Source organism: Paraglaciecola aquimarina (assembly GCF_032464635.1).
GTDB classification, from domain to species: domain Bacteria; phylum Pseudomonadota; class Gammaproteobacteria; order Enterobacterales; family Alteromonadaceae; genus Paraglaciecola; species Paraglaciecola aquimarina.
The window spans coordinates 2547775-2571082 of record NZ_JAWDIO010000002.1 but is presented as its reverse complement, the minus strand read 5'-3'; the positions used below and the strand labels follow the sequence as shown (position 1 = coordinate 2571082).

The window sequence follows — 23308 nt, the reverse complement described above, 5'->3', positions numbered from 1 at the left end:
ATACAATAAGCCAGCAGTATTGCTATTCGGCTTATCAAAAATGCTTTTTTACATATATCGACAAAATGAATAGAAAACAAGTTCTTCTTCATAGTTATCCAATATTCTTCATTTGAAGAGTGCAGATTCTGTTTGTTTTTTAACCATCAAGATTGGCAGCGATAACAAAAACAGTATAATAGCCAAATACTTAACAAATTATCTAACGCCGACTAACCAAATATTGCTTACTTAGGTCATTAAATGATTAATCTTTCACTTAAGGCTTAGGATGCAAATTTGTTGACGTATTGATGAATGATAAAATGATTACCAAGAGGTTGAAATGACACAACATTTTGAAGCAAATTTTGATGGTTTGGTCGGTCCTACCCACAACTATGCGGGCTTGTCTTATGGCAATGTGGCGTCACTAAATAATGCCAGTGCCTTGAGCAGCCCTAAACAGGCTGCTAAGCAAGGATTAAAGAAAATGAAGGCCCTAGCTGACCTAGGGTTAGTTCAAGGCATTCTGGCACCACAGGAGCGCCCTGACGTTAATTCCTTGAGACGATTAGGCTTCAGTGGCACTGATGCTGACGTTTTGTTTGCGGCCGCAACACAAGCACCGGCTATTTTTCAGGCTTGTTGCTCAGCATCAAGCATGTGGACAGCCAATGCCGCAACCGTATCGCCCAGTGCCGATACTAAAGACGGCAAAATTCATTTTACGCCGGCTAATCTGACCAATAAATTTCATCGCTCAATTGAGCCTCAAGTCACGGGGAATATTCTGCAAGCCACCTTTAACGATGATAGGTACTTTTCACACCACCAACATTTACCCGATAATGATCATTTTGGGGATGAAGGCGCCGCTAATCATACTCGGCTATGCAACGCCTATGGAGAGCAGGGTTTAGAAATTTTTGTATACGGAAAACATGCCTTTGACAATAGCAAACCTGCGCCCACGAAATTTCCCGCCAGACAAACTATTGAGGCCTCTCAAGCAGTGGCTAGATTACATGGATTGAAAGACGAAAATGTGGTCTACATTCAGCAAAATCCAGCGCTAATAGACCAAGGTGTATTTCACAACGATGTCATATCTGTGGGCAACCAAAATGTCTTATTTTATCACCAGCAAGCATTCTTAGATTCAGCTTCGGTCTTACAACAGATTCGACAAAAATTTGGTGATAAAGATTTACACCTAATCTGCGTAAATAGTGATGAAGTGAGTGTGCAAGATGCCATAAGCACCTACTTATTCAATACCCAAATAGTTACATTGGCCGATGGTCACATGGCCATAATTGCGCCATCAAACTGTCAAGAAAACCAAGCTGTATCCCACTATTTAGCGAAGTTAGTAGAGCAAAATACTCCCATTAAAGAAGTGAAATATTTTGATGTAAAACAAAGTATGCGTAATGGTGGCGGACCAGCGTGTTTACGATTGCGAGTAGCCATGACAGAGCAGGAACGGGCCGCAGTTAACCCTAATACTTTGATGAATGACAAGCAATTTGACACTTTGAATCATTGGGTGGATAAACACTATCGTGATGAATTAAGTGTAGACGATCTAAGGGATCCTCAATTATTAGTCGAATCTCGCACGGCGTTAGATCAACTCACTCAAATTTTACAGTTGGGTGCCGTTTATCCCTTTCAGCAAGTGTAAAACCAAGTACCAATAAATAACGATGTACCTATTCATTTATTGGCCTTGGTGTTAGTTTTTCGGTTGTATTTCAGCGCAAAGCTCTGCACGTTATGCGCTTTTCGCCAATTCAATGAGTGTCGGTACAGTTTGGCCCAACGCCATAAGGGCTGTTAGGTGGAGAAGAACCTTCAACCGTTAAATCTGCGACGGCAATTGGCAGTAAGAAACTCTGACTTTCTGCCGATTCGCTACCAGCTGACTGCGCTTTTACGGTCACTTCAACTTCTGCCCACCCACCAAATTGCTTCGCATATAGAATATTCACTAGGGTTTGGCCATTACTATCGGTCACAGTATTGGGTGGAATAGACACCACATTACCCGGGGTCAATAGGCCGTCTTGATTGGTATCTTCGCCCTCATCCAGAATTCCGTTGCCATTAATGTCTTCGTTGGCACAAGATACGGCTATATTTTGATACCAAATTTCATCTAACTCGTCCCATAGCCACGAGCCTTTTTTATAGATGCCACCATCGATAAATTTGACTGGGGGCGCGGAAAAGCTCATGGCTGCATTTGCTACTGGGTTTGAGTCTGGATCGGTAACAAAAACTGTAAATTCCTTTGCATAACTAGATTGTCCTGCGACCTCTAACAAACGGCCTGTGCCAATTGAAATATCAAAAGCACGATCCCCCACAGTCAATGTCGCAACGCCCATTACCTGTGGGGTGTCTATCACAGTTGCTTGTACTGTTACGGCCTCGTAACTACTAACAGCATTAGAAGTAAACACCACAGCAGCAATACCACTTCTATCTGTTATACCTTCACTGGGAGATATAAAGCCACCACTGACATCATGCACCACAAAATTCACTCCCTTACCTTTCACTAAATTGCCATTGGGATCTCGCACTACGGCTGTCACCCTGCTCGTTTGGCCGCTTGGGGCAATCGAATCAGGCGTAGCATCAACCATAATACTGGCCGCTTCAATCGCTACGAACTCTACTTGGGTTGTGGCTGTTACTAGTTCTGTATCGCTATCCCATCCTGTGGCTGACATGGCCGCAAGACCCGCGTTATCGGATTGCACGGTAAAACTCGCAAGCCCATTTTCATCGGTGACAGATTCGCTCTGCAAGACAGTGCCTCTTGATGTAGTTAACGTCACTTTTCCACCGACATTCGCCATATTGTCTTTCAGCCATTTAATTGACAAAATGGCACTATCAGCCAATGCAATAACACTATTTGGCTCACTGTTAAATGTAAAGCTATCTTGCTGCACCACTAGCTGAAAGCTCCCCGTGGCGTTTAACGATGTAGCCCTTATCGTGTCATTACCAGCGCGCCTAGCGGTATAATCAACGGAGAATTGCCCCGATCCTGAGGTAGTACCAATTACATGACTTAATAGACCATTTTGCGCAAACATAGTTACTGTTTGCCCAGCGATACCTTTTCCATCCGAATCAACGACATGAACTGTGATGGGAGTTGAATCATGTAAGCTTAACGACGCAGCACCATTGATATTAATTTCGCTCCCCACAACTTGGACTTCTAATGTCTCTGTCTGTTGCAGGCCCTTAGCGCTAGCAGACACATTGATACGTCTATTTTCAGGGTTATTCAGGGTGCTCAAAAATGCCCTAGCAATACCGTCTTTGCCGGTTACGGATACACTTCCACCATCAACTAAGGCTAAATTAGCCGCCGCATCTGCCGAAAATATCACTTCTATACCTTCTAGCAGCACGTTGTTGGCATTTTTAACCAATGCTAATAATTCAATTTGATCGGAGCCACTAGAAGCTAGTTGAGTAGCGCTAGCAAATAATGCTAAAGAGGCAGGTTGTTGATTGATCTGCGCGGACCCCGCTGATACAAAAGTTAAATTGGCGGTTTCCCCCGAATCTAAACTGGCTGTCATTTCGCCTGCACCGGAAAGTTGTCCCACAAAGATATCCAGTGTTGCCACTCCTTGGCTGTTAGTGTGAGCCGTACCAGTATCGTTGGCAAACACAGCGACGCCCTCTGGTCTAACGGTAAAAGTCACTAAAGTATCAATGACCGGGTTTCCATTTGAATCAAATACAGCGGTCGTCAATCGCAGTGCACTGGTACTCGTTAACTCTTTTGAAGCTTGACCACTTTTAAGCTCAGTAAATGCCATATCTACGGTACGTGTGACCACATTATGGTCGTTATTTGATTGGTCTTCTGTATCGCCCCCTTCCCGTTCAAGACTGCCGCCACCTCCACATGCGACTAAATTAAGTACACATATCACTGCAACTAGCGTTTTATAGCACCGATATTTTCTATTAGCTTTATTCATAGGTTCCATCCTTTTTTGATTAATTCTCCTAAATCTAGTTCAGCTTGATAAACAATCTTGCTAATCTATGTAACGATTTGAGAAAGAAATATATTTCAATAGCAAAAATAACGTATAACAAAGCTTAGGATTTTCATGACTGAAACCACTCCCCCACAACAACCAACAACAGCCAAATTAGGTTTAACAGCAAAAATTTTTATCGGCATGGTGGCCGGTATTCTCATCGGGACTTTGTTACAACTATCATTTGATGATAGTGGAGATTTGGTTTTTAGCGTATTCGGTATGCAACTTTCGATGCATCAGCTATTTGTCGAAGGATTATTCAATGTAGGGGGAGAAATATTTGTCGCCAGTTTGAAAATGTTGGTGGTCCCTCTTGTGTTTGTGTCTTTGGTATGCGGCACAGCCAGTCTATCAGACCCCTCAAAACTAGGTCGTTTAGGTGGGAAATCAATTGTTTTATACATTGGCACCACTGCTGTGGCCATAAGCTCAGCGATGTTCTTCGCCCTATTAATATCGCCAGGAGAAGGGTTAAACCTAATAGCTGAACACGCATACGAAGCCAAACAAGCACCATCTTTAGGCCAAGTCATTATTAACATGATGCCGACTAATCCCATTAATGCGATGGCCGAAGGTAATATGTTGCAGATCATAGTGTTTTCGGTTTTCTTTGGTATTGCCATGTCAATGTGTGGTGAAGCTGGCAAAAGGTTAACCAGCGTTTTTGACGATTTAAGCGTAGTTGTCATGAAGTTAGTCACTATATTAATGAATTTAGCCCCATATGGTGTGTTTGTGTTAATGGCTAAATTGTTTTCTACCATTGGTTTTGAGACCATCACCAGCTTAGTCAAGTATTTTTCAGTCGTATTCTGTGTACTCCTTATCCATGGCTTAATTGCCTACCCAATCATTTTAAAATTACTCAGTGGACTCAGTCCTAAATTGTTGTTATTCAAAATGCGCGATGCTGCCTTATTTGCTTTTAGTACTTCAAGTAGCAGTGCAACCTTACCCATTACTATGGAGACGGCCACCAAAAAGCTCGGGGTAAAACCTTCTGTTGCTTCGTTTACTATTCCACTTGGTTCAACCATTAACATGGATGGCACGGCGATCATGCAAGGTGTAGCAACCGTGTTTATCGCCCAAGTTTACGCGGTAGATTTGGCATTTAGTGACTATATGATGGTTATACTCACCGCTACCTTAGCGTCAGTTGGCACAGCTGGCGTACCCGGTGTAGGTTTAATCATGTTAGCTATGGTACTAACACAAGTAGGCTTGCCTGTTGAAGGCATAGGCTTAATTTTAGGTGTAGACCGTTTACTCGATATGACTCGCACCGCGGTAAATGTAACCGGCGACTGTATGGTGGCTTGTATAGTGGCCAAAAGTGAGGGTGAATTAGATGAGGACGTATATCAAGACAGTGCGGCAGGTAAAGAGGAAGAAAGCTTAGGGACGATCCGAAATTAGCAGTAAGCAAGATGTATTTCTGTTTTAAAGAATACACAAAAAAGAGTATACAAAAAAGGACGCTTACGCGTCCTTTTTTATAACCAGCCAGTGCTTACTCAGCAGCGGCTTCTGGTTTCATATGTGGAAATAAGATCACATCTTTAATCGTTGGGCTGTCAGTAAACAACATCACCAATCGGTCAATACCAATCCCCTCTCCTGCCGTAGGAGGCAGACCATACTCAAGTGCACGTATATAATCTTCATCAAAATGCATTGCTTCATCGTCACCAGCATCTTTTTCTTCTACCTGTTTACGGAAACGAGCCGCTTGATCTTCGGCGTCATTTAACTCCGAGAATCCATTAGCCAACTCACGTCCACCAACGAAGAATTCAAACCTATCGGTAACAAAACTGTTATCATCGTTTCTACGTGCTAATGGCGACACTTCCCAAGGATAGGCAGTGATAAAAGTAGGTTGATCTAGTTTTTCTTCAGCGGTCGCTTCGAATATTTCGCACAAGTATTTACCCGCACCCCAAATTCCATCTACTTCAGGCTCTTTAATATGTAACTGCTTAGCCATAGCTTTAAGTTCTGCTAAGTGATTTTCAGGATCATTAATGGCTTCAGCATTCGCTTCAGGCCAATATTTGATTACTGCTTCGTTCATAGTTAAGCGGGCAAAAGGTTGACCAAAATCATAGTTCACTTCACTCACTACATTGCCTTCGGCATCTTTGGTGGTGTTTTTAATAATGGTTGTACCTAGCACGTCTTGCGCGACTTTACGTAACATTTCTTCTGTTAGGTTCATTAAATCGTGGTAGTCAGCATAAGACTGATAAAACTCTAACATGGTAAATTCAGGGTTATGACGAGTCGACAATCCTTCATTTCTAAAGTTACGGTTTATTTCAAAAACACGTTCAAATCCACCTACCACTAAGCGCTTTAGGTATAACTCAGGGGCAATACGTAAATACATATCAATGTCTAACGCATTGTGGTGCGTGGTAAAAGGTTTTGCAGTCGCGCCGCCAGGATAACCTGCAACATCGGCGTTTCGACTTCCATAAAATTGCGTTCTGTCAAAAAGTTGCGAATACCGCTCACCACTTTGCTACGGATCATAAAGGTATCACGAGTTTCTTGGTTAGTGATTAAATCAACGTAACGTTGGCGATACTTAGTTTCTTGATCAGACAGGCCATGGAACTTTTCAGGTAATGGACGCAATGACTTAGTTAAAAGCTTATATTCGGCCATGTTTACGTATAAATCACCTTTACCTGATTTATGTAACTCACCTTTAACACCAATAATATCACCAATGTCTAAGCTACCGTAACGTTCCTTAATGTCTTTTTGGGTATCTTTTGCTGCGTATGCTTGTATGCGTCCGGTCATATCTTGCAACAACAAAAATGGCCCGCGCTTGGCCAAAATACGTCCAGCAATACTGACCACTTTACCTAGCGATTCCAAATCAGCTTTTTCGTGCTCACCAAACGCTTGTTGTAACTCGTCGCTATAAAACTCACGGCGAAAGTCATTAGGGAATCCGTTTGATTTGCAGTTTTCTCTAATTTGAGAAAGTTTCGCTCGGCGCTCTGCAATCAATTTATTTTCGTCTTGCTGATTATCTGTCATGGGTGTTCCTGAGTTTGTGTACTATTTGCTTTAAAGTGGTGTAAATTCAATTACCGTAAAATTACAAACCTGATTTTAAACTGGCTTGAATAAATTTGTCCAAGTCGCCATCAAGTACGGCTTGAGTGTTTCTGGTTTCTACCCCAGTACGTAAGTCTTTAATGCGTGAGTCATCCAATACATAAGAGCGTATTTGACTGCCCCAGCCTATGTCAGATTTTCCATCTTCCATAGATTGTTTTTCTTCATTTTGTTTAAGCATTTCATGCTCATACAATTTCGCTTTTAGCTGTTTCATAGCCTGAGCTTTGTTTTTATGCTGAGACCGATCGTTTTGGCACTGTACCACTATATTGGTGGGTTCGTGGGTGATCCGTACCGCAGAATCTGTTCGGTTAACGTGCTGTCCACCCGCACCCGACGCACGATAGGTGTCAATGCGCAGGTCCGATGGGTCGATATCAATTTCGATATCATCATCCACTTCAGGATAAGCAAAAGCCGAGGCAAATGAGGTATGACGTCGACTACCCGAATCAAAAGGTGATTTTCTGACTAATCTATGTACGCCAGTTTCGGTGCGTAACCAACCAAATGCATAATCACCACTGAATCGGATCGTGGCACTCTTGATCCCCGCAACATCGCCATCGGAAACTTCGATTAGTTCAGTTTTAAAGCCATGGGCCTCACCCCAGCGCAAATACATGCGCAACAACATATTGGCCCAATCTTGGGCTTCTGTGCCGCCAGAGCCGGACTGAATATCAAGATATCCGTCATTGGCGTCATTGGGGCCAGAAAACATGCGTCTAAATTCAAGCACTTCTAATTTCTTAATCAGCTCAGCTAACTCAGCTTCAGCTTCTTCAAAGGTCTCTTTATCTTCGGCCTCTACGGCCAACTCAACTAGACCTTCAACATCCTCACAACCTGATTCTAGTTGAACAATAGTGTCGACCACTAGCTCTAAGGCGACTTTTTCTTTGCCTAAGGCTTGTGCCCTGTCTGGTTCGTTCCAAACATCGGGACTCTCTAATTCGCGATTAACTTCTTCTAGGCGCTCTTTTTTCTGATCGTAGTCAAAGATACCCCCGAAGCGAATCCGCGCGTTGTCTAATATCTACTAAGGCATTGTGTACTGGATTGATTTCAAACATAAATATTATGACTAGGAATTAAAAATAAAGGACGCGGATTTTAGCGGATTTCAGCCGTTAATAACAGTAAATGCCGACAAATCACCAACAAAATAATGATATTAATAGCGTCACTGGCTAAACGTCTTATTCGGATCGCTATTGTGCGCCACGGCATGCCAGTGTTGTAGAAAGTCTTGAGTAATCGCTTGCTCTAATTCAATGGCCCGCTCGGTTGGGCAAAAAATGGTGACTTCGACTTGAGTATCGCCCAGTTCAGTCGTTGTGATGGTAATTTTGGGGTCTGGGCCTGCAATTGAGATATCCAGCCTTCTTTCAATCATGTGATTGTAACGAGCCGCCACATCATAAAAGTCGGCGCTGAACTGTTTTGCATTTTCAATAATAATATCGAGAAATACATAAGGATTAACACTCTGATCTCGAATAATTTTAAATTTATGAGTGGCGTAACGCTTCAGAAAATTTAAGTTTTTGATGGGGTTAGAGATCAACTTGTTATTGGGGATATATAACGTTTTCCCTGTGTACTCATAGGTTTTAAGATCCACTTCTAACAAAGTGCTTTTGATCCAGTCGGTCGCCGATACTTCACCAACAAAATTATCTACCTCAATCCAATCGCCAATTCTAAAAGGCCGAGTTGAAATTAAATAGAAGAAACCTATGACGCATTGAATAAACTCTCGGGTAGCTAAAACAATCGCCACTGAAAAAGCCGCAATAGAAAACGCAAACTTTTGGATCTCGTGGGCCCATATACTCAAAATCATGACAATTAACACGAAGTTCCAAAAGTTCTTCACGTTATTCACTAAGTCACGACGATCTTCGCCTTTTGAAGCCGCCCTTCTACGCAACAATTTAACCAAAGCATATTTGATCAATAAAGCAAAAAACGTAATCGAAAACGTTAGCACCAATTGATTTTCAAAAAGCGTTTTCACCCAACTCATTGCACTTTCCAATAACAACTTATTTCCCCACTCAAAAATTAGGATTATACAAGAATAAGCAAAGATAACCGACGTTTATCTTTGCCAATTTTACAGGGAACAGGCACCAGTCAAAATATTCTGAAAATAGTAATAGACCCTAAGCATAAAGTACGATTACTATGCACTAAATCTAAACATTGGACACTAAAAATGCGCATCGCAATTTTGTCACGTAATCCCAAACTTTACTCTACAAAACGCTTAGTTGAAGCTGGCACAAACTTAGGCCATCAAGTTGACGTTATCGATACAATGCATTGTTATATGGATATCACCAGTAATAAACCGTCGGTGCGTTACAAAGGAAAACCTCTACCATATTACGACGCAGTAGTACCACGTATTGGCGCATCTGTGACCTTTTACGGCACCTCTGTCGTTAGACAATTTGAAATGATGGGCACCTATAGTATTAACGAATCGGTGGCCATTAGTCGTTCCAGAGATAAATTGCGCTCTTTACAGCTATTATCCCGTAAAGGTATTGGAATGCCTCGCACTGGGTTTGCCAACCACCCTGATAATATTGGCGATCTGATCAAAAATGTTGGCGGCGCGCCCGTTGTGATTAAATTACTAGAAGGGACGCAAGGTATTGGTGTGGTATTAGCCGATACCCAAAAAACAGCAGAAGCGATCATCGAAGCCTTTATGGGCCTAGAAGCCAATATTTTAGTCCAAGAATATATTAAAGAAGCTGGCGGCGCTGATATTCGCTGTTTAGTTGTTGGCGGTAAAGTTGTGGCAGCAATGAAAAGACAAGCGGCTCCAGGAGAATTTAGATCAAACTTGCATCGCGGTGGTTCGGCTAGTGTTGTAAGACTTTCTCCCGAAGAGCGAAAAACAGCAGTCGATGCTGCCAAAACCATGGGCCTAAACATGTGTGGGGTAGATATACTGCGCTCTAACGCAGGACCTGTGGTAATGGAGGTTAATTCATCTCCCGGTTTAGAAGGCATTGAAAGTGCGACAGGCAAAGATGTTGCTTCAATGATTATTGATTGTATTGTCAAAAACGCCAAACCTTTTAGCAACAAGACCAAAGGTAAAGGCTAATGGAACCTATCGTAATTGGCGGAGTCACGATAAAAGCAGGTGAAAGTAAAAAAATTGAGCTCCCCATGCCCCCTCTCTACACAGACACCCATATGTCGATGCCCGTTTATGTCAAACGAGGTAGAAAAGACGGACCGACATTTTTTATCAGTGCGGCTATCCATGGTGACGAACTTAACGGCATAGAAATTATCAATCGTCTACTCAAAAGTAATTCTATCCGTTCTTTGAAAGGCACTCTTATTGCTGTGCCGATAGTCAATACTTATGGTGTTCTCAATCAAAGTCGTTACTTACCCGATAGACGTGATCTCAACCGCAGTTTTCCGGGCAGTAGAAAAGGTTCACTGGCCGGCAGATTGGCTCATTTATTTATTCACGAAATCGTCTCTAAATGTAACTATGGCATCGATTTGCACACTGGCGCGATTCATCGCAGCAATCTACCGCAAGTGCGAGCAAACCTTGACGATAAAGAAACCTTGCATTTAGCCAAAGCCTTTGGTTTACCTGTGCTACTTAACGCAGACATCAGACCTGGCTCATTGCGTGAAGCGGCCGCAGAAATGAATACTAAAGTGCTACTTTATGAAGCAGGCGAAGCGCTAAGATACGATGAATACTCGATACGAGCTGGGGTGAAAGGCATAGTCAATGTGATGCGCGAAATTGGCATGTTGAATAACCGAAAAGGCCAAGGTCATAAAATAGATCAATTCATTGCTCGCCAAAGTGGTTGGGTTAGGGCTAACGATAGTGGTTTCGTCAACCATGTCGCTCAATTGGGTGATCATGTCAGTAAAGGCGACATCTTGGCGATAATAGCGGATCCATTCGGAACTGAATTGAATAAGGTTATTAGCCCAGAAGAGGGTGTAATCATTGGCAAGCAAAACATTCCGCTGACCCAAGAAGGAGAAGCGATGTACCATATTGCCTACTTTAGAAAACCCGACTCAGTTGCCGAACACCTAGAGTTGTTGCAAGATAACTTAGTCCTAAATGAACCTTCAATAGTGTATTAAAAATGATGCAGATAGATAATAAAAAACATCTGGTTGGAGCCTTAGAGCTATGTGATCTGCCCGACCTTAGCCTAACAGGTTTAGAAGCACGTGTTGATACAGGAGCCACGACTTCTTCGTTGCACGTTGACAATATAAAAGAGTTTCAACGAGACAATAAAACCTGGATTAGTTTTGATATTCATCCAGATACTCACGACGTGAATAAATTGGTGCAACGAGAAGCCATAGCGAAAAGTCAACGAAAAGTGAAAAGTTCAAACGGAACATATGAGCATCGCTACGTAATTGAAACGAACATTTTAATTGCCGGTATGCAATGGAAAATACAGCTCACGTTAACCGATCGCTCCAGCATGAAATATTTAATGTTATTGGGCCGCGAAACAATGGCAGGTAGATTAATAGTTGATCCTGAACATGAGTTTTTGTTAACCAAAAACGACTAGATCTATCTTTAAAAACACTCATGTTCCAATTTAGCAACATGAGTGTTTATCTCTTATAATTGTTCGAGCTTGGCCAACATTTGACTAAATTCAGCTAACTCAAGTTCCAGATATTCGCCACCATCTAGCCACTCAACACCAATTAATACATTATCCTCAGCTAAATCCTCTACCCAAAACTCTAACCAATCAGCCAAACTGATCGCCATAGGTTGATAATCTTGCCACTCATCAACACAGTGATTTTGAGCTAATGCCCTGCTAGACCAGACAGGCATGACATCTGTATCTTCAAAATTAATTGAATCCAAAATCACCCAGCCTTCACTGGCCTTGTCTTGTAGAGCCCAGATCGTTTGGGTGTTTTTTACTTGTGCCATGAAATCGGCCACAGGAGGAGTAGTATCTGTCATGTTAAATTTCTTATGTTGAGTAAATAGCGTGGTGTAAGTCAATTCAAACAAAGCCTTACACATAAATAACGTCAAAATGTTCGTCAGCAATCATACGTAGATAACCGAATACGAACAACGCTAAACTCACATTTGTCGCAAACAGAATAATATTAGGTGGATTGACTGTAGACTAAAAACCAGTGGCTGTTGCATCAACAGCACGGCAAATACTTTCAGTCAACCTAAAATCCTCTGCCCATGAACTGCAACAGTCAATTCAACATGCTTTGCTTGCTTTCATTTGCCTTTGCAGCAAGTGCCTAGTTAACGCTAACCAACCACCTACAACTCTTGTAGATTGACGCCAAATAGCTATTGAAACATAAACTCTAGGGGAATGTGCAATCGCTTAGCCCATGCATTTTCACTGTGATTCTCCCCTCGAAAGTACTCAGTTTTCCATTGCTGTCGAGGGTAAGCCTGTTGCTCAAGTATTTCATCGATTTGTTTCTGTAACAGCGGATACATAGCATCTAAAGTAGCATCGCCATAATCAAAATATATCTTGTGTGTGCTAAGTTGCGCTAAATGTTGAGCAAAGTAAGTTTTAAACGCAGTAAACACTTCCTCATCCATTGAAAAAATTCCGGGCCAATGAGTCGACATACAAATCGCACCAGCAAAATCTGTTGGATAATTCATTAATGTATACCACGAGCTAAGCCCCCCCATACTAGAGCCTGCAATATAGCGGTGAGCACCGCCTTTGTTGACTGAATAATGAGACTCAACATAGGGGATCACTTCTTTAATCAAAAACTTTGCGTGACTGTCAGAGTACACTTTTGCAGAAAATAACTTGGATCCAGGATGTTTTTCAATTTGATAAAGCGCATCTTGTTTGGCTACTGATAGAGTTTCGAAAGGTTGTTGCGGGAAATATTCGCTATGGCGGTTTTCTACAGCGTTAGGGATCCCCACTACAATAATTGGCCGAATACGTTTCTGTTCAATTAAACCGGCCACCACCTCATCCACTTGCCACTCTTGCTTATTCCAGGTTTGGTTGGCATCAAATAACATCCGCCCATCATGCATGTACAGCACATCATATTTTTTACTGGAGCTGTATCCAGGTGGAAGCCAAACATATATATCTCTGTCTTGCACAAAAGCCGACTTAACACTGGTAACAATATCCAATTTGCCCTTAGCGACTTCAAATGAAGGAGCTGAAGCAAAACCGAAAGTCGATACAAACATTGATACCGCACACAATAAGGCCAAAAATCTCATGATCACACCCGCGCCAAAATAAAAACGCTATTTTGATGATAGAAAGCTGTTAGCTCAATCTGAATACGTATGTACAGCACAATTAATTTTTCGGCCACGGGGCTTTGCCGGTGGTTTCTGTTGCATGTAAAACCATCTTGCCTGAACTTGCCCCTGCATTACCATATTTGAAACAAGTCATTGTACACCTTAGTTTGCATAGTTCTCGATTTCCCCAATCTACGCAAACTACAACTAACCTAAAGTCCACACACATAATGATGGGTGTCTTGATAAAGGTGACGACATGCAAACTTAATCTAGCCACAAAGGGAGCTGGCGGCTTATATCAACTTTACTAATGGGCGATTTGAGTAAATAACTATGCTAGAATTTTTCTATCGTGATGAAACCTCAGATAGATAAGCATATGTCCCTAGCCGATTCTGATACACAAGCCGCCTTACTCGATAAAATTTGTCAGTTGGAAAATAACCAAAGAGCCATTGATCGTGTTCAAGCCATAATTGAATTTGACTTGAATGGTTATATTTTACGTGCCAATCAGAATTTCTTGACCATTTTTGGTTATACCGAGCAAGAGATTGTCGGCCAGCATCATAGTATTTTTGTAGATGCGAAATTTGCCCAAAGTGAAGAGTACAAAACATTTTGGCAAACCCTGCGTAATGGCTCCAACCATTCAGGTGAGTTCTCTCGGCTAGATAAAAATAATAAAGAAGTATGGTTGCAGGCTTCATACAACCCAGTGTTAGATAATTCTGGTAAGGTACTGCGTTTTATAAAATATGCGACCGACATTACCCTGCAAAAAACATATAGTGCCGATCTACAGAGTATAGTGTGTGGTTTACACAAAGCATTAACTGTTGTTGAGTTTGATCTACAAGGAAATATTGTCGATGCCAATCAAAACTTTTTAACCTTGATGGGCTATTGTGCTGAAGAATTAATTGGTCAACATCACGCCATACTCTGTGACAAAGAAGAAACAAAGAGTAAAAAATACATTGCCCATTGGGATAAGTTACGACGTGGTGTGTTTCAATCGGGTGAGTTTGTCAGAAAAAATAAAAGTGGCCAGAACGTTCATATTTATGCCACCTACAATCCCATTTTAGGGCCAACAGGTAAACCTGTTCGCATCATGAAGTTTGTCAATGATTTGTCAGAACGCCAAGCAATGGAAATGGCATTGAGGCAAGCGAAAGACAATGCTGAAATAGCAGCAAAGTCCAAAAATGACTTTTTGGCAAATATGAGCCATGAAATTCGCACACCAATGAATGCCATTATCGGCTATACAGAATTATTGTTAGAAGACGAAACCATTTTAGACGCTCATCGTCAGCACCTTTCAACTGTCCATTACTCGGCTTTTTCGCTGCTGCGATTATTAAATGATATTCTAGATACGGCGAAGCTTGAACACGGTAATGTGGCACTTGAAAACGAAATCTTTTCGTTACGTAAACTATGTGCCGATGTACAAAAAACCTTGCAACTCAGCGCGTCGCAAAAAATTTAGCCTTGATGTTTGAATATGAAAAATCCTTAGCTGAGACTTTCAATGGCGATGCCCATCGCATTCAACAAATATTAATGAACCTGATAGGTAACGCGATTAAGTTTACCCTCAAGGGATTTGTTCGCTTGAGCGTTAGTAAACGTGGAAGTCACATTGCAATAAGTATTGAAGACAGCGGAATTGGTATATCCGAAGAAAGACTAGAGCAAATATTCGATCCCTTTTCACAAGCCGATGCCACTGTTACTCGCCGTTTCGGCGGTACTGGTTTGGGCACAACTATTTCGCAACAATTAGCAAAACTAATGGGCGGAAAAATAGAAGTACAAAGCACAATGGGCAAAGGCAGCATCTTTACTATTATTTTGCCTCTGGTAGAAGTACAAGACGACTTGTCTTGCCTCCCCTTAGAAGTAATGAAGCCGGCCACCTCTGTTCTGAGTATTTTAGTGGCTGATGATGTCAAACAAAACTCAGACTTACTAGAACTTAGACTGGGTAGATTAGGTCATAAAGTAACGTCTGTCAGTGATGGCGAATTAGCCTATTTACAGGTTAAACAGCAATATTTTGATCTTGTTTTAATGGATTTACATATGCCCGGCGTAGATGGACTTTCAGCCACTAAGCTGATTCGCTCTTGGGAAAAGCAACATAATCGTCAGCCAATTGCCATTATTGCGTTAACCGCCAGCGTCCAAGAGGTAGATCGCTTGGCAACCGTTACCGCTGGTATGAACGGTTTTGCCAGCAAACCCGTAGAGCTAGAACAGTTATTGGCTGAAATAGAGCGAGTTACCGGGACCCACACTGACAACACCACGACGCCTGAATCAGAGATAAATCGATTACAAGACCAAGATTTATCAATCGACTGGGTGTCAGGCAGCAGCCGCTGGGGTAGCCGTGAAGAGTTAGCCAAACAAGCGGTGCACTTTGTCGATAAGATGATCAACGAACTTTCAGACGCGGCCAATAAAACGCTGCCTGAACAAGCTGCACTTGCTCATAAAACCAAAGGTTCGGCAGCTAACTTGTGTTTGTATCGAAGCGTAAAGTTATGTGAAAAATTAGAAGAGTTACTCGACGATGTGCAAAACACTGCTGACGCTAATCTTAAACAACTAAATCAGCATTGTGCAGAAATATGGTGCGAAGTTTCCTTAGCACTAACACAAGTTAAACTCGACGTCGGCATTGAAATGCCAAACGTTGGGATCTCATCAACCAGCCCAACATCTGCTACTCAAGCAAGTGCTAGTTTGCCTCTAGAGCAACTGGAGGCAATCCTCGACTCCCTTTCTAATGGAGAAATAAATGACACATTATTAGCCCCACTTTATGCGGCGCTTCCCGCCGATGAAAGTGAGCAAGTACAATCTGCGATATTTGATTTTGAATTTGAGCAAGCCATTACACTAATTGTCAATTCAAACTTGTACAATGCCCATCACCTAGATGATTAGTCATCACCTGATCATCAAAATATTACGCCCCCAATGTTGCTACATTTAATATTGAGGCGGCTGCAACTAGTCTTCATCATTAAGTTCGGCTTGGGTGAGTAAGCTTGTCGCTAGTTTTTTATTGCTCTGTACGCCCAACTTACGAAATTGTTCAACTTGCCTAACTAAGTTACCTTTGCCTGATGATAATTTATTCATCGCCCCTTCATAACTTTTTTGGGTCGATTCAATAGACTTACCAATCTTATCCATGTCCGTCACAAAGCCATGAAACTTGTCGTATAACTTGGCGGCGTTTTCAGCAATTTTTTGTGCATTTTGATTTTGATATTCGTATTGCCAAATATTATTAATGGTGCGCAGCGCCACCAACAAGTTCGTCGGACTAACCAACATAATATTGTTATCGAACGCTAGCTTGAGCAGGTCAGGGGCTTGATCTGCAGCCAACAAAAATGCCGATTCGATAGGAATGAACATCAGCACATAATCTAAAGTACGAATACCATTTAAGTCTTGATAGTCTTTTTTACCTAACTCTTTGATATGTGAACGTAACGAATTAATATGCTCTTTTAAATGCAGTCCGCGAGCCAGCTCGTCTTCTTGTTCATTAAAATATCGCTCATACGCGGCTAACGACACTTTTGAATCAACGACAACATCTTTGTCATTAGGTAAGTGCACCACCACATCGGGTTGATATACTTTGCCTTGCTCATTTTTTAGCGAAACCTAGGTATCAAACTCATGACCTTCGCGCAGCCCCGATTCTTTTAAGATCCTCTCGAGTACAACTTCTCCCCAATTGCCTTGGGTTTTATTATCGCCTTTTAACGCTTTGGTTAACGCCGCGGCATCATGGGTAATTTGTTGATTAAGCTCTTTTAGGCCGAGAATTTCAGTTTTTAGAGAAGCGCGCTCTTGGCCTTCTTTGACGTATTGATCCGTTACTTGGCGCTTGAACCCTTCAATTTGTTGCTTAAACGGCGCTAATATATTGTCCAAACTATCTTTACTGGATTGACTAAACTTTTCTTGTTTTTGCTCAAATATTCTATTCGCTAGGTTTTCAAATTGTTGCTGTAGCCTTTTTTCGGCATTTTCTAGTAGAGTAAGCTTTTCATGACTGGCGAGTTGTTCCTGTTCAAATTTTGCCTGCTGAGCACTGAGTTGAGTACGAAGGTCGGCGGCAAGTTTGTTACTACGCAAATACTCTTGTTGCCAATGTTGTTTTTCTTTATCTAACTCTGCAATACGTTCGACTTGTTGACTCAATTGACCTAATTTATTTTGCATAGTCAATTGCTCTGCTAGAGCTTGTTTTTGTTCTGCACTGTATTCTTTTAGCAGTATATCTTGTTGAGCGAGTTGGTTTCTTAAACTCACTTCTTGTTGTTGACTAAGCGCTGTTGCTTGTTCAAGCATTTGATTTTGTTTCGTTTTACTCCGCATAGCGACAACGATTGCGCCAATTAAAAGTCCCGCCAAAAATAAAGCAGCGTAGATTGACATCGTAATAGGATCATTAAATTCAGGCATAGCGTGTATTAACTCGGGAGGTAAAGCGGCGAAAACAACGGCGGCCACAAAGGCCGCTGTTATCTTTGTTGGTTATTGGTTGGCTTCTGCTATTTTCACTTTCCAAATAGCCGGTCCAGTTTCATGTGCGTTAGCGCCAGTGCTATCAACTGCGACAGTCACAGGCATATCTTCCACATCAAACTCGTATATCGCTTCCATTCCTAAATCTTCAAACGCGACGACTTTGGCTTTTTTAATAGCTTTAGAGACCAGATATGCAGCACCACCCACAGCCATTAAATAGACTGATTTATGTTTGGCAATACTAGCGACTGTCGCTGGACCACGTTCGGCTTTGCCTATCATGCCACTAATGCCTGTTTGCTCTAACATCATATCCGTAAACTTATCCATGCGAGTTGCCGTTGTAGGGCCAGCCGGCCCAACAGCTTCGTCGCCTACCGCGTCAACTGGACCAACGTAATATATAAACTTATTGGTTAAATCGACGCCTTCAGGCAAACCTTCTCCATTCTCAAACATGGTTTGGATACGTTTGTGGGCAGCATCGCGACCCGTTAACATTTTACCTGATAACAACACGGTTTCGCCTACGCGCCACTCTTGGATTTCTTCCTTGGTGACAGTATTTAGGTCAACGCGACGGGTGCCTTCACTTACCTCCCAAGTCACTTTAGGCCAGTCTTCTAACTTAGGCGGTGTAAATTCGGCTGGACCAGTGCCATCTAAATAAAAATGCGCGTGACGAGTGGCGGCACAATTGGGGATCATAGCTACTGGTTTAGATGCAGCATGGGTAGGAACAGATTTGATCTTAATATCAACGACTGTCGTTAAACCACCTAAGCCTTGCGCACCAATACCTAAATCATTGACCTTTTTGAATATATCTAAACGAAGCTTCTCTTCTGTGGTTTGGGCGCCTCTATCCATTAACTCTTGAATATCAACCGGATCCATTAAGCTTTCTTTGGCCAATACTGCTGCTTTTTCAGCTGTTCCACCAATACCTATACCCAACATTCCAGGAGGACACCACCCCGCCCCCATAGTCGGTAGCGTTTTTACTACCCATTCAGCAATATCATCACTTGGGTTTAACATCACCATTTTAGATTTATTTTCTGAACCGCCCCCTTTAGCCGCAATCATCACTTCAACTTTATCGCCGGGCACGGTATCAATATGTACAACTGCAGGGGTATTGTCTTTGGTATTGATTCGTTTGCCAGCCGGATCAGCGACGATAGAAGCTCGTAGCGGATTGTCTGGATTTAAATAAGCACGGCGAGTACCTTCGTCAACCATTTGTTGTACGGTTAAGTCTGTTTTATCCCACTGAACCGCCATGCCTATTTTAACGAAACAAGTCACTATACCTGTATCTTGGCATAAAGGTCGTTTACCTTCAGCAGACATACGTGAGTTAATTAAAATTTGAGCCATCGCGTCTTTTGCGGCTTGGCTTTGTTCTTTGTTATAGGCTTTTTCAACCGCTTGGATATAATCAAGTGGATGATAATAAGAAATAAATTGTAAGGATTCTTCGATACTATCAATAAAATCTTGCTGACGAATAACAGTCATGGGCGCCTCTTGAATTTGTAGGATAACTTTTTAGCAATTATGATAACCTGCTATCACAATTAGCTCCACGATAAATCCGCCTCAATTCAGCAACAAATATTTGCTAGTACATAAAACACACAAATGATGAAGCAAGAAAAACCTGTAGTGACGATTAGTCCATTAAATTTAGCCCCGTCTGTATCTATTGCCGATATTTTTACACCTTACGCACAGTGTGATTGGTCTATGTTATTAGACTCATCGAATGGCGTTCATCAAGACGCAAAATTCGATATATTTGTTGCTGATCCCATTGCCACTATTACTACTGAGGGGAATTCACATGTTATTTGGCATAAATCAACCTCTCGGTCTGAAACCCATACAGGCAATCCAATAGCGCTATTACAAACTCTAAAAGACCAGTATATAAATGGCCAAGATATAAAGACAGATTTACCTTTTGTCGCAGGAGCGGTGGGCTATTTTGGCTATGACTTAGGTCGCCAATTTGAAACTTTGCCTTATCAAAAACCAAAGGAATATGGTACGCCAGACATGGCTGTGGGTATCTACACTTGGAGTGTTATCAAAAATAAACAAACTGGTCAGTTTTATTTGTGTTACTTATCCCAGTTCCCTCACCCCGACACATCAGCAATTGAGTCATTAGTCAGCAAGAAATGTCCACAGCAAAATTTTACTTTGAGTGAACCATGGCGGGCCAATATGGATCAAGCACAGTATCAGCAGAAAATAGCAAAGATAACTGAGTACCTGCATGCTGGTGATTGTTACCAAGTAAATTTAGCTCAGCGCTTTTCAAGTACCTATGAAGGAGACGAATGGGCAGCTTACACGCAGCTAACTAATAGCAATCAAGCGCCTTTCTCGGCTTTTATTCGCCTTGCAAGTAGCGTCATTCTGAGCATTTCACCAGAAAGGTTTATTGCAGTAAAAAAACAACATGTACAAACCAAACCAATTAAAGGTACAAGACCAAGAGGCAAAACGCCCCTAGAAGACAAGCAGCATATTGAGTCCTTATTGAACGCAGAGAAAGATCATGCTGAAAACTTAATGATTGTAGACTTGTTGCGTAACGACCTGAGTAAACATTGTGAAGCGGGCAGCGTAAAAGTCCCCGAATTATTTCAAATAGAGAGCTTCAATGCTGTGCATCATCTCGTTAGCACAGTCACTGGCAAGTTAAAACCTAACAGTAGCCCTTTAGATTTGCTTGCTGGCGCGTTTCCTGGAGGCTCCATTACTGGCGCACCGAAAATTCGTGCCATGCAAATTATCGACGAACTAGAGCCCAATAATCGTAATATTTATTGTGGAAGTGTCGGTTACATTGGTCTAAAAGGTGACATGGATACCAATATCTGTATTCGAACGTTGTTGTGCGAACGCGCCGAGTCACAGAATAAAATTTACTGTTGGGCCGGTGGAGGCATTGTGGTTGATTCAAAAGACTTAGATGAATATCAGGAAAGTTTAGATAAAGTGTCTAAAATATTGCCCATTTTGAAGGTTAAATCGGTTTAGAGTTATCGCCTAAAATGAATAAAACACAGTTTTTAACAGGCTTCATTAATAGTGGCAGTATCCGTTACGATAGTGATTATCCGCTAAAAACACTAGGAAAACCCGCAGCCGTGCTTATCCCCATTATTCAGCATCAAGATAGGTTGACAGTATTGTTTACCCTGCGAGCCAAACATTTAAAACACCATGGCGGGCAAATTAGTTTTCCTGGCGGCAAACAAGAACCGACTGACAACTCGCTAGTTCATACCGCATTACGTGAAACCGAAGAAGAGGTCGGGATCGATGCCACTAGGATCAAAGTTATTGGTAACCTGCCCCTTTATAGAACAACCAGCCAATTTGAAGTGACTCCCTACATCGGATTCATCGAACACCCCGTGGACTTGAGGCTCGACACAAATGAAGTTGATAGCACCTTTGAAGTGCCATTAACTTACTTACTCGACCCAAAGAATCATCTCACTCACTGGGTAAAACGAAACAATATCCAACATCCCGTATATTTTATACCTTGGCAGCAATATAACATTTGGGGCGCCACCGCCGCCTTTGTCAGAAACTTATCCTATCACTTCAGCTAGGTAGCTGCAGTACGGCCACATATCGGTACATGTGAGCTATAAACTTATCTTTACAGCTAAACCTAAACTTTTTGCCATTCACATACTTGTTGAAACAACCTTTAGCCCGCAAACTTAAGCTAAGTGCCTCCTCAATAAGCGATGACATGATTAGTATTTTTGATATGTTCAGCATAGGCATTGGGCCATCCAGTTCACATACCGTAGGCCCTATGCGCGCAGCCAAAGCCTTTTGTCTACAACTGCAGGATTACAAAGTATTTACTCAGGTAGATAAGGTACAGGTTGAGTTATTCGGCTCTTTAGGTCAAACCGGTATAGGCCACGGTACTGGCAAAGCAGTCATCTTAGGTTTATCGGGTTATGATCCAGAGAGCATTGATAGCAACCTAATCGACAACTTGCTCGACCACGTTCATAACCAGCAATTACTTTGTTTAAACGGCGAGAAAACGATTCCTTTTGCCAACAAACACAGTATTGTTTTCCATCGTCGAAAAACTCTTAGCCAACACCCCAACGGCATGACTATTCAAGCTTATAAGGCAGATACGTTACTCCACTCACAGACTTATTTTTCCATTGGTGGGGGATTCATCATTCGTCAGCAAGATTTTGCCGAACAAAAATTAGCAGCGTTAAACTTAGCACAACAGCCCGTTCCTTTTGATTTTTCAAGTGCCAAACAATTACTAGAAATGTGCAAAGAAAATGGTTTAAGCATTAGTGCGTTAATGCTGCGTAACGAACAAGTATTTCAAGGGAAAACAGATATCATTGATAAACTCTGGCATATTTGGCAAGTCATGTTGGCAAGTATAGAGACAGGAATAAAAAGCGAAGGTATTCTGCCAGGTGGTTTAAAAGTCACAAGACGAGCACCATCGTTGTATCGTCGTTTACAAAGCGAGCAAACAACTGATCCTATGATTGCAATGGACTGGGTTAATTTATTCGCATTAGCGGTGAATGAAGAAAATGCTGCTGGGGGCGAGTCGTTACCGCTCCCACCAATGGCGCGGCAGGTATTATCCCCGCGGTATTGTGTTATTTTAACAAATTCATTCGTCCCGTTGACCCCGACGTGGTCAGCCAATATTTATTAACCGCCGCTGCCATTGGCATTTTATACAAAAAGAATGCCTCGATTTCAGGTGCCGAAGTGGGCTGCCAAGGCGAGGTTGGCGTTGCCTGCTCGATGGCAGCTGGAGCCTTAACTGAAATAATGGGTGGAACAGTTGATACAGTAGAAAATGCGGCTGAAATTGGCATGGAACACAATTTAGGGTTGACCTGTGATCCTGTAGGAGGACTGGTGCAAGTACCTTGTATCGAACGCAATGCCATGGGCGCGATTAAAGCCATCAACGCGTCAAGATTAGCTTTACGAGGAACCGGCCAACACAAAGTTTCACTTGATAAAGTCATCAAAACAATGCGCGACACAGGCAATGATATGAAATCAAAATACAAAGAAACCGCCAGAGGCGGTTTAGCTGTGAATATAATTGAGTGCTAAAGTGACTCGCTCTCGACTTTGCCTGACCTTTTTTCTC

The 23308-nt window shown here is 42.0% G+C and carries 15 protein-coding genes and 3 pseudogenes; 10 read left to right on the top strand and 8 right to left on the bottom strand.

Features of this window, described 5'->3' with window-relative positions; all coding sequences use genetic code 11:
• Positions 1 to 325: 325 nt before the first annotated feature.
• Positions 326 to 1669, top strand: coding sequence for an N-succinylarginine dihydrolase (gene astB, locus RS130_RS12795; RefSeq protein ID WP_316026262.1), 1344 nt, complete (start codon positions 326 to 328; stop codon positions 1667 to 1669).
• Between the two features lie 109 nt (positions 1670 to 1778).
• On the opposite strand, the gene RS130_RS12790 is transcribed toward astB, so the two are convergent.
• Positions 1779 to 4001 (bottom strand): Ig-like domain-containing protein, encoded by a 2223-nt coding sequence (locus RS130_RS12790; RefSeq protein WP_316026261.1) that lies wholly within the window; start codon positions 3999 to 4001, stop codon positions 1779 to 1781.
• A 135-nt stretch (positions 4002 to 4136) separates the two neighbouring features.
• Between RS130_RS12790 and RS130_RS12785 the strand changes: the two genes are divergently transcribed.
• The gene (locus tag RS130_RS12785; RefSeq protein WP_316026260.1) at positions 4137 to 5492 is read left to right on the top strand and encodes a dicarboxylate/amino acid:cation symporter; all 1356 of its coding nucleotides are present in this window, start codon (positions 4137 to 4139) and stop codon (positions 5490 to 5492) included.
• 94 nt (positions 5493 to 5586) lie between these two features.
• Here RS130_RS12785 and lysS read toward each other — a convergent pair.
• The 3 genes and pseudogenes from lysS to RS130_RS12770 all read right to left on the bottom strand — a co-directional run bounded on the left by lysS (position 5587) and on the right by RS130_RS12770 (position 9246).
• A pseudogene (gene lysS / locus RS130_RS12780) lies at positions 5587 to 7130 on the bottom strand (lysine--tRNA ligase).
• A 61-nt stretch (positions 7131 to 7191) separates the two neighbouring features.
• Positions 7192 to 8290, bottom strand: a protein-coding gene (gene prfB / locus RS130_RS12775; RefSeq protein WP_316026259.1) for a peptide chain release factor 2 whose coding sequence is annotated in 2 segments (ribosomal slippage) — positions 7192 to 8214 and positions 8216 to 8290 — 1098 coding nt in all. Because the reading frame shifts where the segments join, the coding sequence is not laid out codon by codon here.
• Positions 8291 to 8400: 110 nt separating this feature from the next.
• On the bottom strand, positions 8401 to 9246 hold the full coding sequence (locus RS130_RS12770) for a mechanosensitive ion channel family protein (RefSeq protein ID WP_316026258.1): 846 nt from the start codon (positions 9244 to 9246) through the stop codon (positions 8401 to 8403).
• Between the two features lie 192 nt (positions 9247 to 9438).
• Between RS130_RS12770 and rimK the strand changes: the two genes are divergently transcribed.
• Genes rimK through RS130_RS12755 form a run of 3 tightly spaced genes read left to right on the top strand, consistent with a single transcriptional unit; the run spans position 9439 to position 11818 of the window.
• On the top strand, positions 9439 to 10344 hold the full coding sequence (gene rimK / locus RS130_RS12765) for a 30S ribosomal protein S6--L-glutamate ligase (RefSeq protein ID WP_316026257.1): 906 nt from the start codon (positions 9439 to 9441) through the stop codon (positions 10342 to 10344).
• Positions 10344 to 11369, top strand: coding sequence for a succinylglutamate desuccinylase/aspartoacylase family protein (locus RS130_RS12760; RefSeq protein ID WP_316026256.1), 1026 nt, complete (start codon positions 10344 to 10346; stop codon positions 11367 to 11369). Before rimK ends, RS130_RS12760 begins: the two co-directional genes overlap by 1 nt.
• A 5-nt stretch (positions 11370 to 11374) precedes the next feature.
• Complete coding sequence (locus RS130_RS12755; protein ID WP_316028050.1) at positions 11375 to 11818, top strand: ATP-dependent zinc protease family protein; 444 nt, start codon at positions 11375 to 11377, stop codon at positions 11816 to 11818.
• A 53-nt stretch (positions 11819 to 11871) separates the two neighbouring features.
• On the opposite strand, the gene RS130_RS12750 is transcribed toward RS130_RS12755, so the two are convergent.
• Together RS130_RS12750 and RS130_RS12745 are read right to left on the bottom strand one after the other, a co-directional pair.
• The gene (locus tag RS130_RS12750; protein WP_316026255.1) at positions 11872 to 12231 is read right to left on the bottom strand and encodes a DUF2750 domain-containing protein; all 360 of its coding nucleotides are present in this window, start codon (positions 12229 to 12231) and stop codon (positions 11872 to 11874) included.
• Positions 12232 to 12585: 354 nt separating this feature from the next.
• Positions 12586 to 13509, bottom strand: coding sequence for an alpha/beta hydrolase (locus RS130_RS12745; protein WP_316026254.1), 924 nt, complete (start codon positions 13507 to 13509; stop codon positions 12586 to 12588).
• Positions 13510 to 13894: 385 nt separating this feature from the next.
• On the opposite strand from RS130_RS12745, the gene RS130_RS12740 reads away from it, so the two are divergent.
• Both RS130_RS12740 and RS130_RS12735 read left to right on the top strand, forming a co-directional pair.
• Entirely contained in the window at positions 13895 to 15037 is a 1143-nt protein-coding gene (locus tag RS130_RS12740; RefSeq protein ID WP_316026253.1) for a PAS domain S-box protein, read from the top strand.
• Entirely contained in the window at positions 14986 to 16503 is a 1518-nt protein-coding gene (locus RS130_RS12735; protein WP_316026252.1) for an ATP-binding protein, read from the top strand. Before RS130_RS12740 ends, RS130_RS12735 begins: the two co-directional genes overlap by 52 nt.
• A gap of 66 nt (positions 16504 to 16569) precedes the next feature.
• Here RS130_RS12735 and rmuC read toward each other — a convergent pair.
• A pseudogene (rmuC, locus tag RS130_RS12730) lies at positions 16570 to 18045 on the bottom strand (DNA recombination protein RmuC).
• Between the two features lie 72 nt (positions 18046 to 18117).
• Positions 18118 to 19635, bottom strand: a complete 1518-nt coding sequence (locus tag RS130_RS12725) for a fumarate hydratase (protein ID WP_316026251.1) — start codon at positions 19633 to 19635, stop codon at positions 18118 to 18120.
• A 123-nt stretch (positions 19636 to 19758) separates the two neighbouring features.
• Here RS130_RS12725 and pabB point away from each other — a divergent pair, with 123 nt between their 5' ends.
• The 3 genes and pseudogenes from pabB (at position 19759) to RS130_RS12710 (ending at position 23271) form a co-directional block, all read left to right on the top strand.
• Positions 19759 to 21168 (top strand): aminodeoxychorismate synthase component I, encoded by a 1410-nt coding sequence (pabB, locus tag RS130_RS12720; protein ID WP_316026250.1) that lies wholly within the window; start codon positions 19759 to 19761, stop codon positions 21166 to 21168.
• Between the two features lie 14 nt (positions 21169 to 21182).
• Positions 21183 to 21752 carry a CoA pyrophosphatase gene (locus RS130_RS12715; protein ID WP_316026249.1) on the top strand — a complete coding sequence of 190 codons (570 nt, stop codon included), beginning with the start codon at positions 21183 to 21185 and terminating at the stop codon, positions 21750 to 21752.
• A 146-nt stretch (positions 21753 to 21898) separates the two neighbouring features.
• Positions 21899 to 23271 (top strand): annotated as a pseudogene (locus tag RS130_RS12710) (L-serine ammonia-lyase).
• The last annotated feature ends 37 nt before the right edge of the window (positions 23272 to 23308 follow it).

Bases quoted from the DNA above. Each gene is read 5' to 3' on its own strand.
- RS130_RS12750 (WP_316026255.1), bottom strand. From the start codon at position 12,231: ATGACAGATACTACTCCTCCTGTGGCCGATTTCATGGCACAAGTAAAA.
- RS130_RS12735 (WP_316026252.1), top strand. From the start codon at position 14,986: ATGTGCCGATGTACAAAAAACCTTGCAACTCAGCGCGTCGCAAAAAAT.
- astB (WP_316026262.1), top strand. From the start codon at position 326: ATGACACAACATTTTGAAGCAAATTTTGATGGTTTGGTCGGTCCTACC.
- pabB (WP_316026250.1), top strand. From the start codon at position 19,759: ATGATGAAGCAAGAAAAACCTGTAGTGACGATTAGTCCATTAAATTTA.
- RS130_RS12785 (WP_316026260.1), top strand. From the start codon at position 4,137: ATGACTGAAACCACTCCCCCACAACAACCAACAACAGCCAAATTAGGT.
- RS130_RS12790 (WP_316026261.1), bottom strand. From the start codon at position 4,001: ATGAATAAAGCTAATAGAAAATATCGGTGCTATAAAACGCTAGTTGCA.
- RS130_RS12725 (WP_316026251.1), bottom strand. From the start codon at position 19,635: ATGACTGTTATTCGTCAGCAAGATTTTATTGATAGTATCGAAGAATCC.
- RS130_RS12715 (WP_316026249.1), top strand. From the start codon at position 21,183: ATGAATAAAACACAGTTTTTAACAGGCTTCATTAATAGTGGCAGTATC.
- RS130_RS12760 (WP_316026256.1), top strand. From the start codon at position 10,344: ATGGAACCTATCGTAATTGGCGGAGTCACGATAAAAGCAGGTGAAAGT.
- RS130_RS12745 (WP_316026254.1), bottom strand. From the start codon at position 13,509: ATGAGATTTTTGGCCTTATTGTGTGCGGTATCAATGTTTGTATCGACT.
- RS130_RS12755 (WP_316028050.1), top strand. From the start codon at position 11,375: ATGCAGATAGATAATAAAAAACATCTGGTTGGAGCCTTAGAGCTATGT.
- RS130_RS12770 (WP_316026258.1), bottom strand. From the start codon at position 9,246: ATGAGTTGGGTGAAAACGCTTTTTGAAAATCAATTGGTGCTAACGTTT.
- rimK (WP_316026257.1), top strand. From the start codon at position 9,439: ATGCGCATCGCAATTTTGTCACGTAATCCCAAACTTTACTCTACAAAA.
- RS130_RS12740 (WP_316026253.1), top strand. From the start codon at position 13,895: ATGAAACCTCAGATAGATAAGCATATGTCCCTAGCCGATTCTGATACA.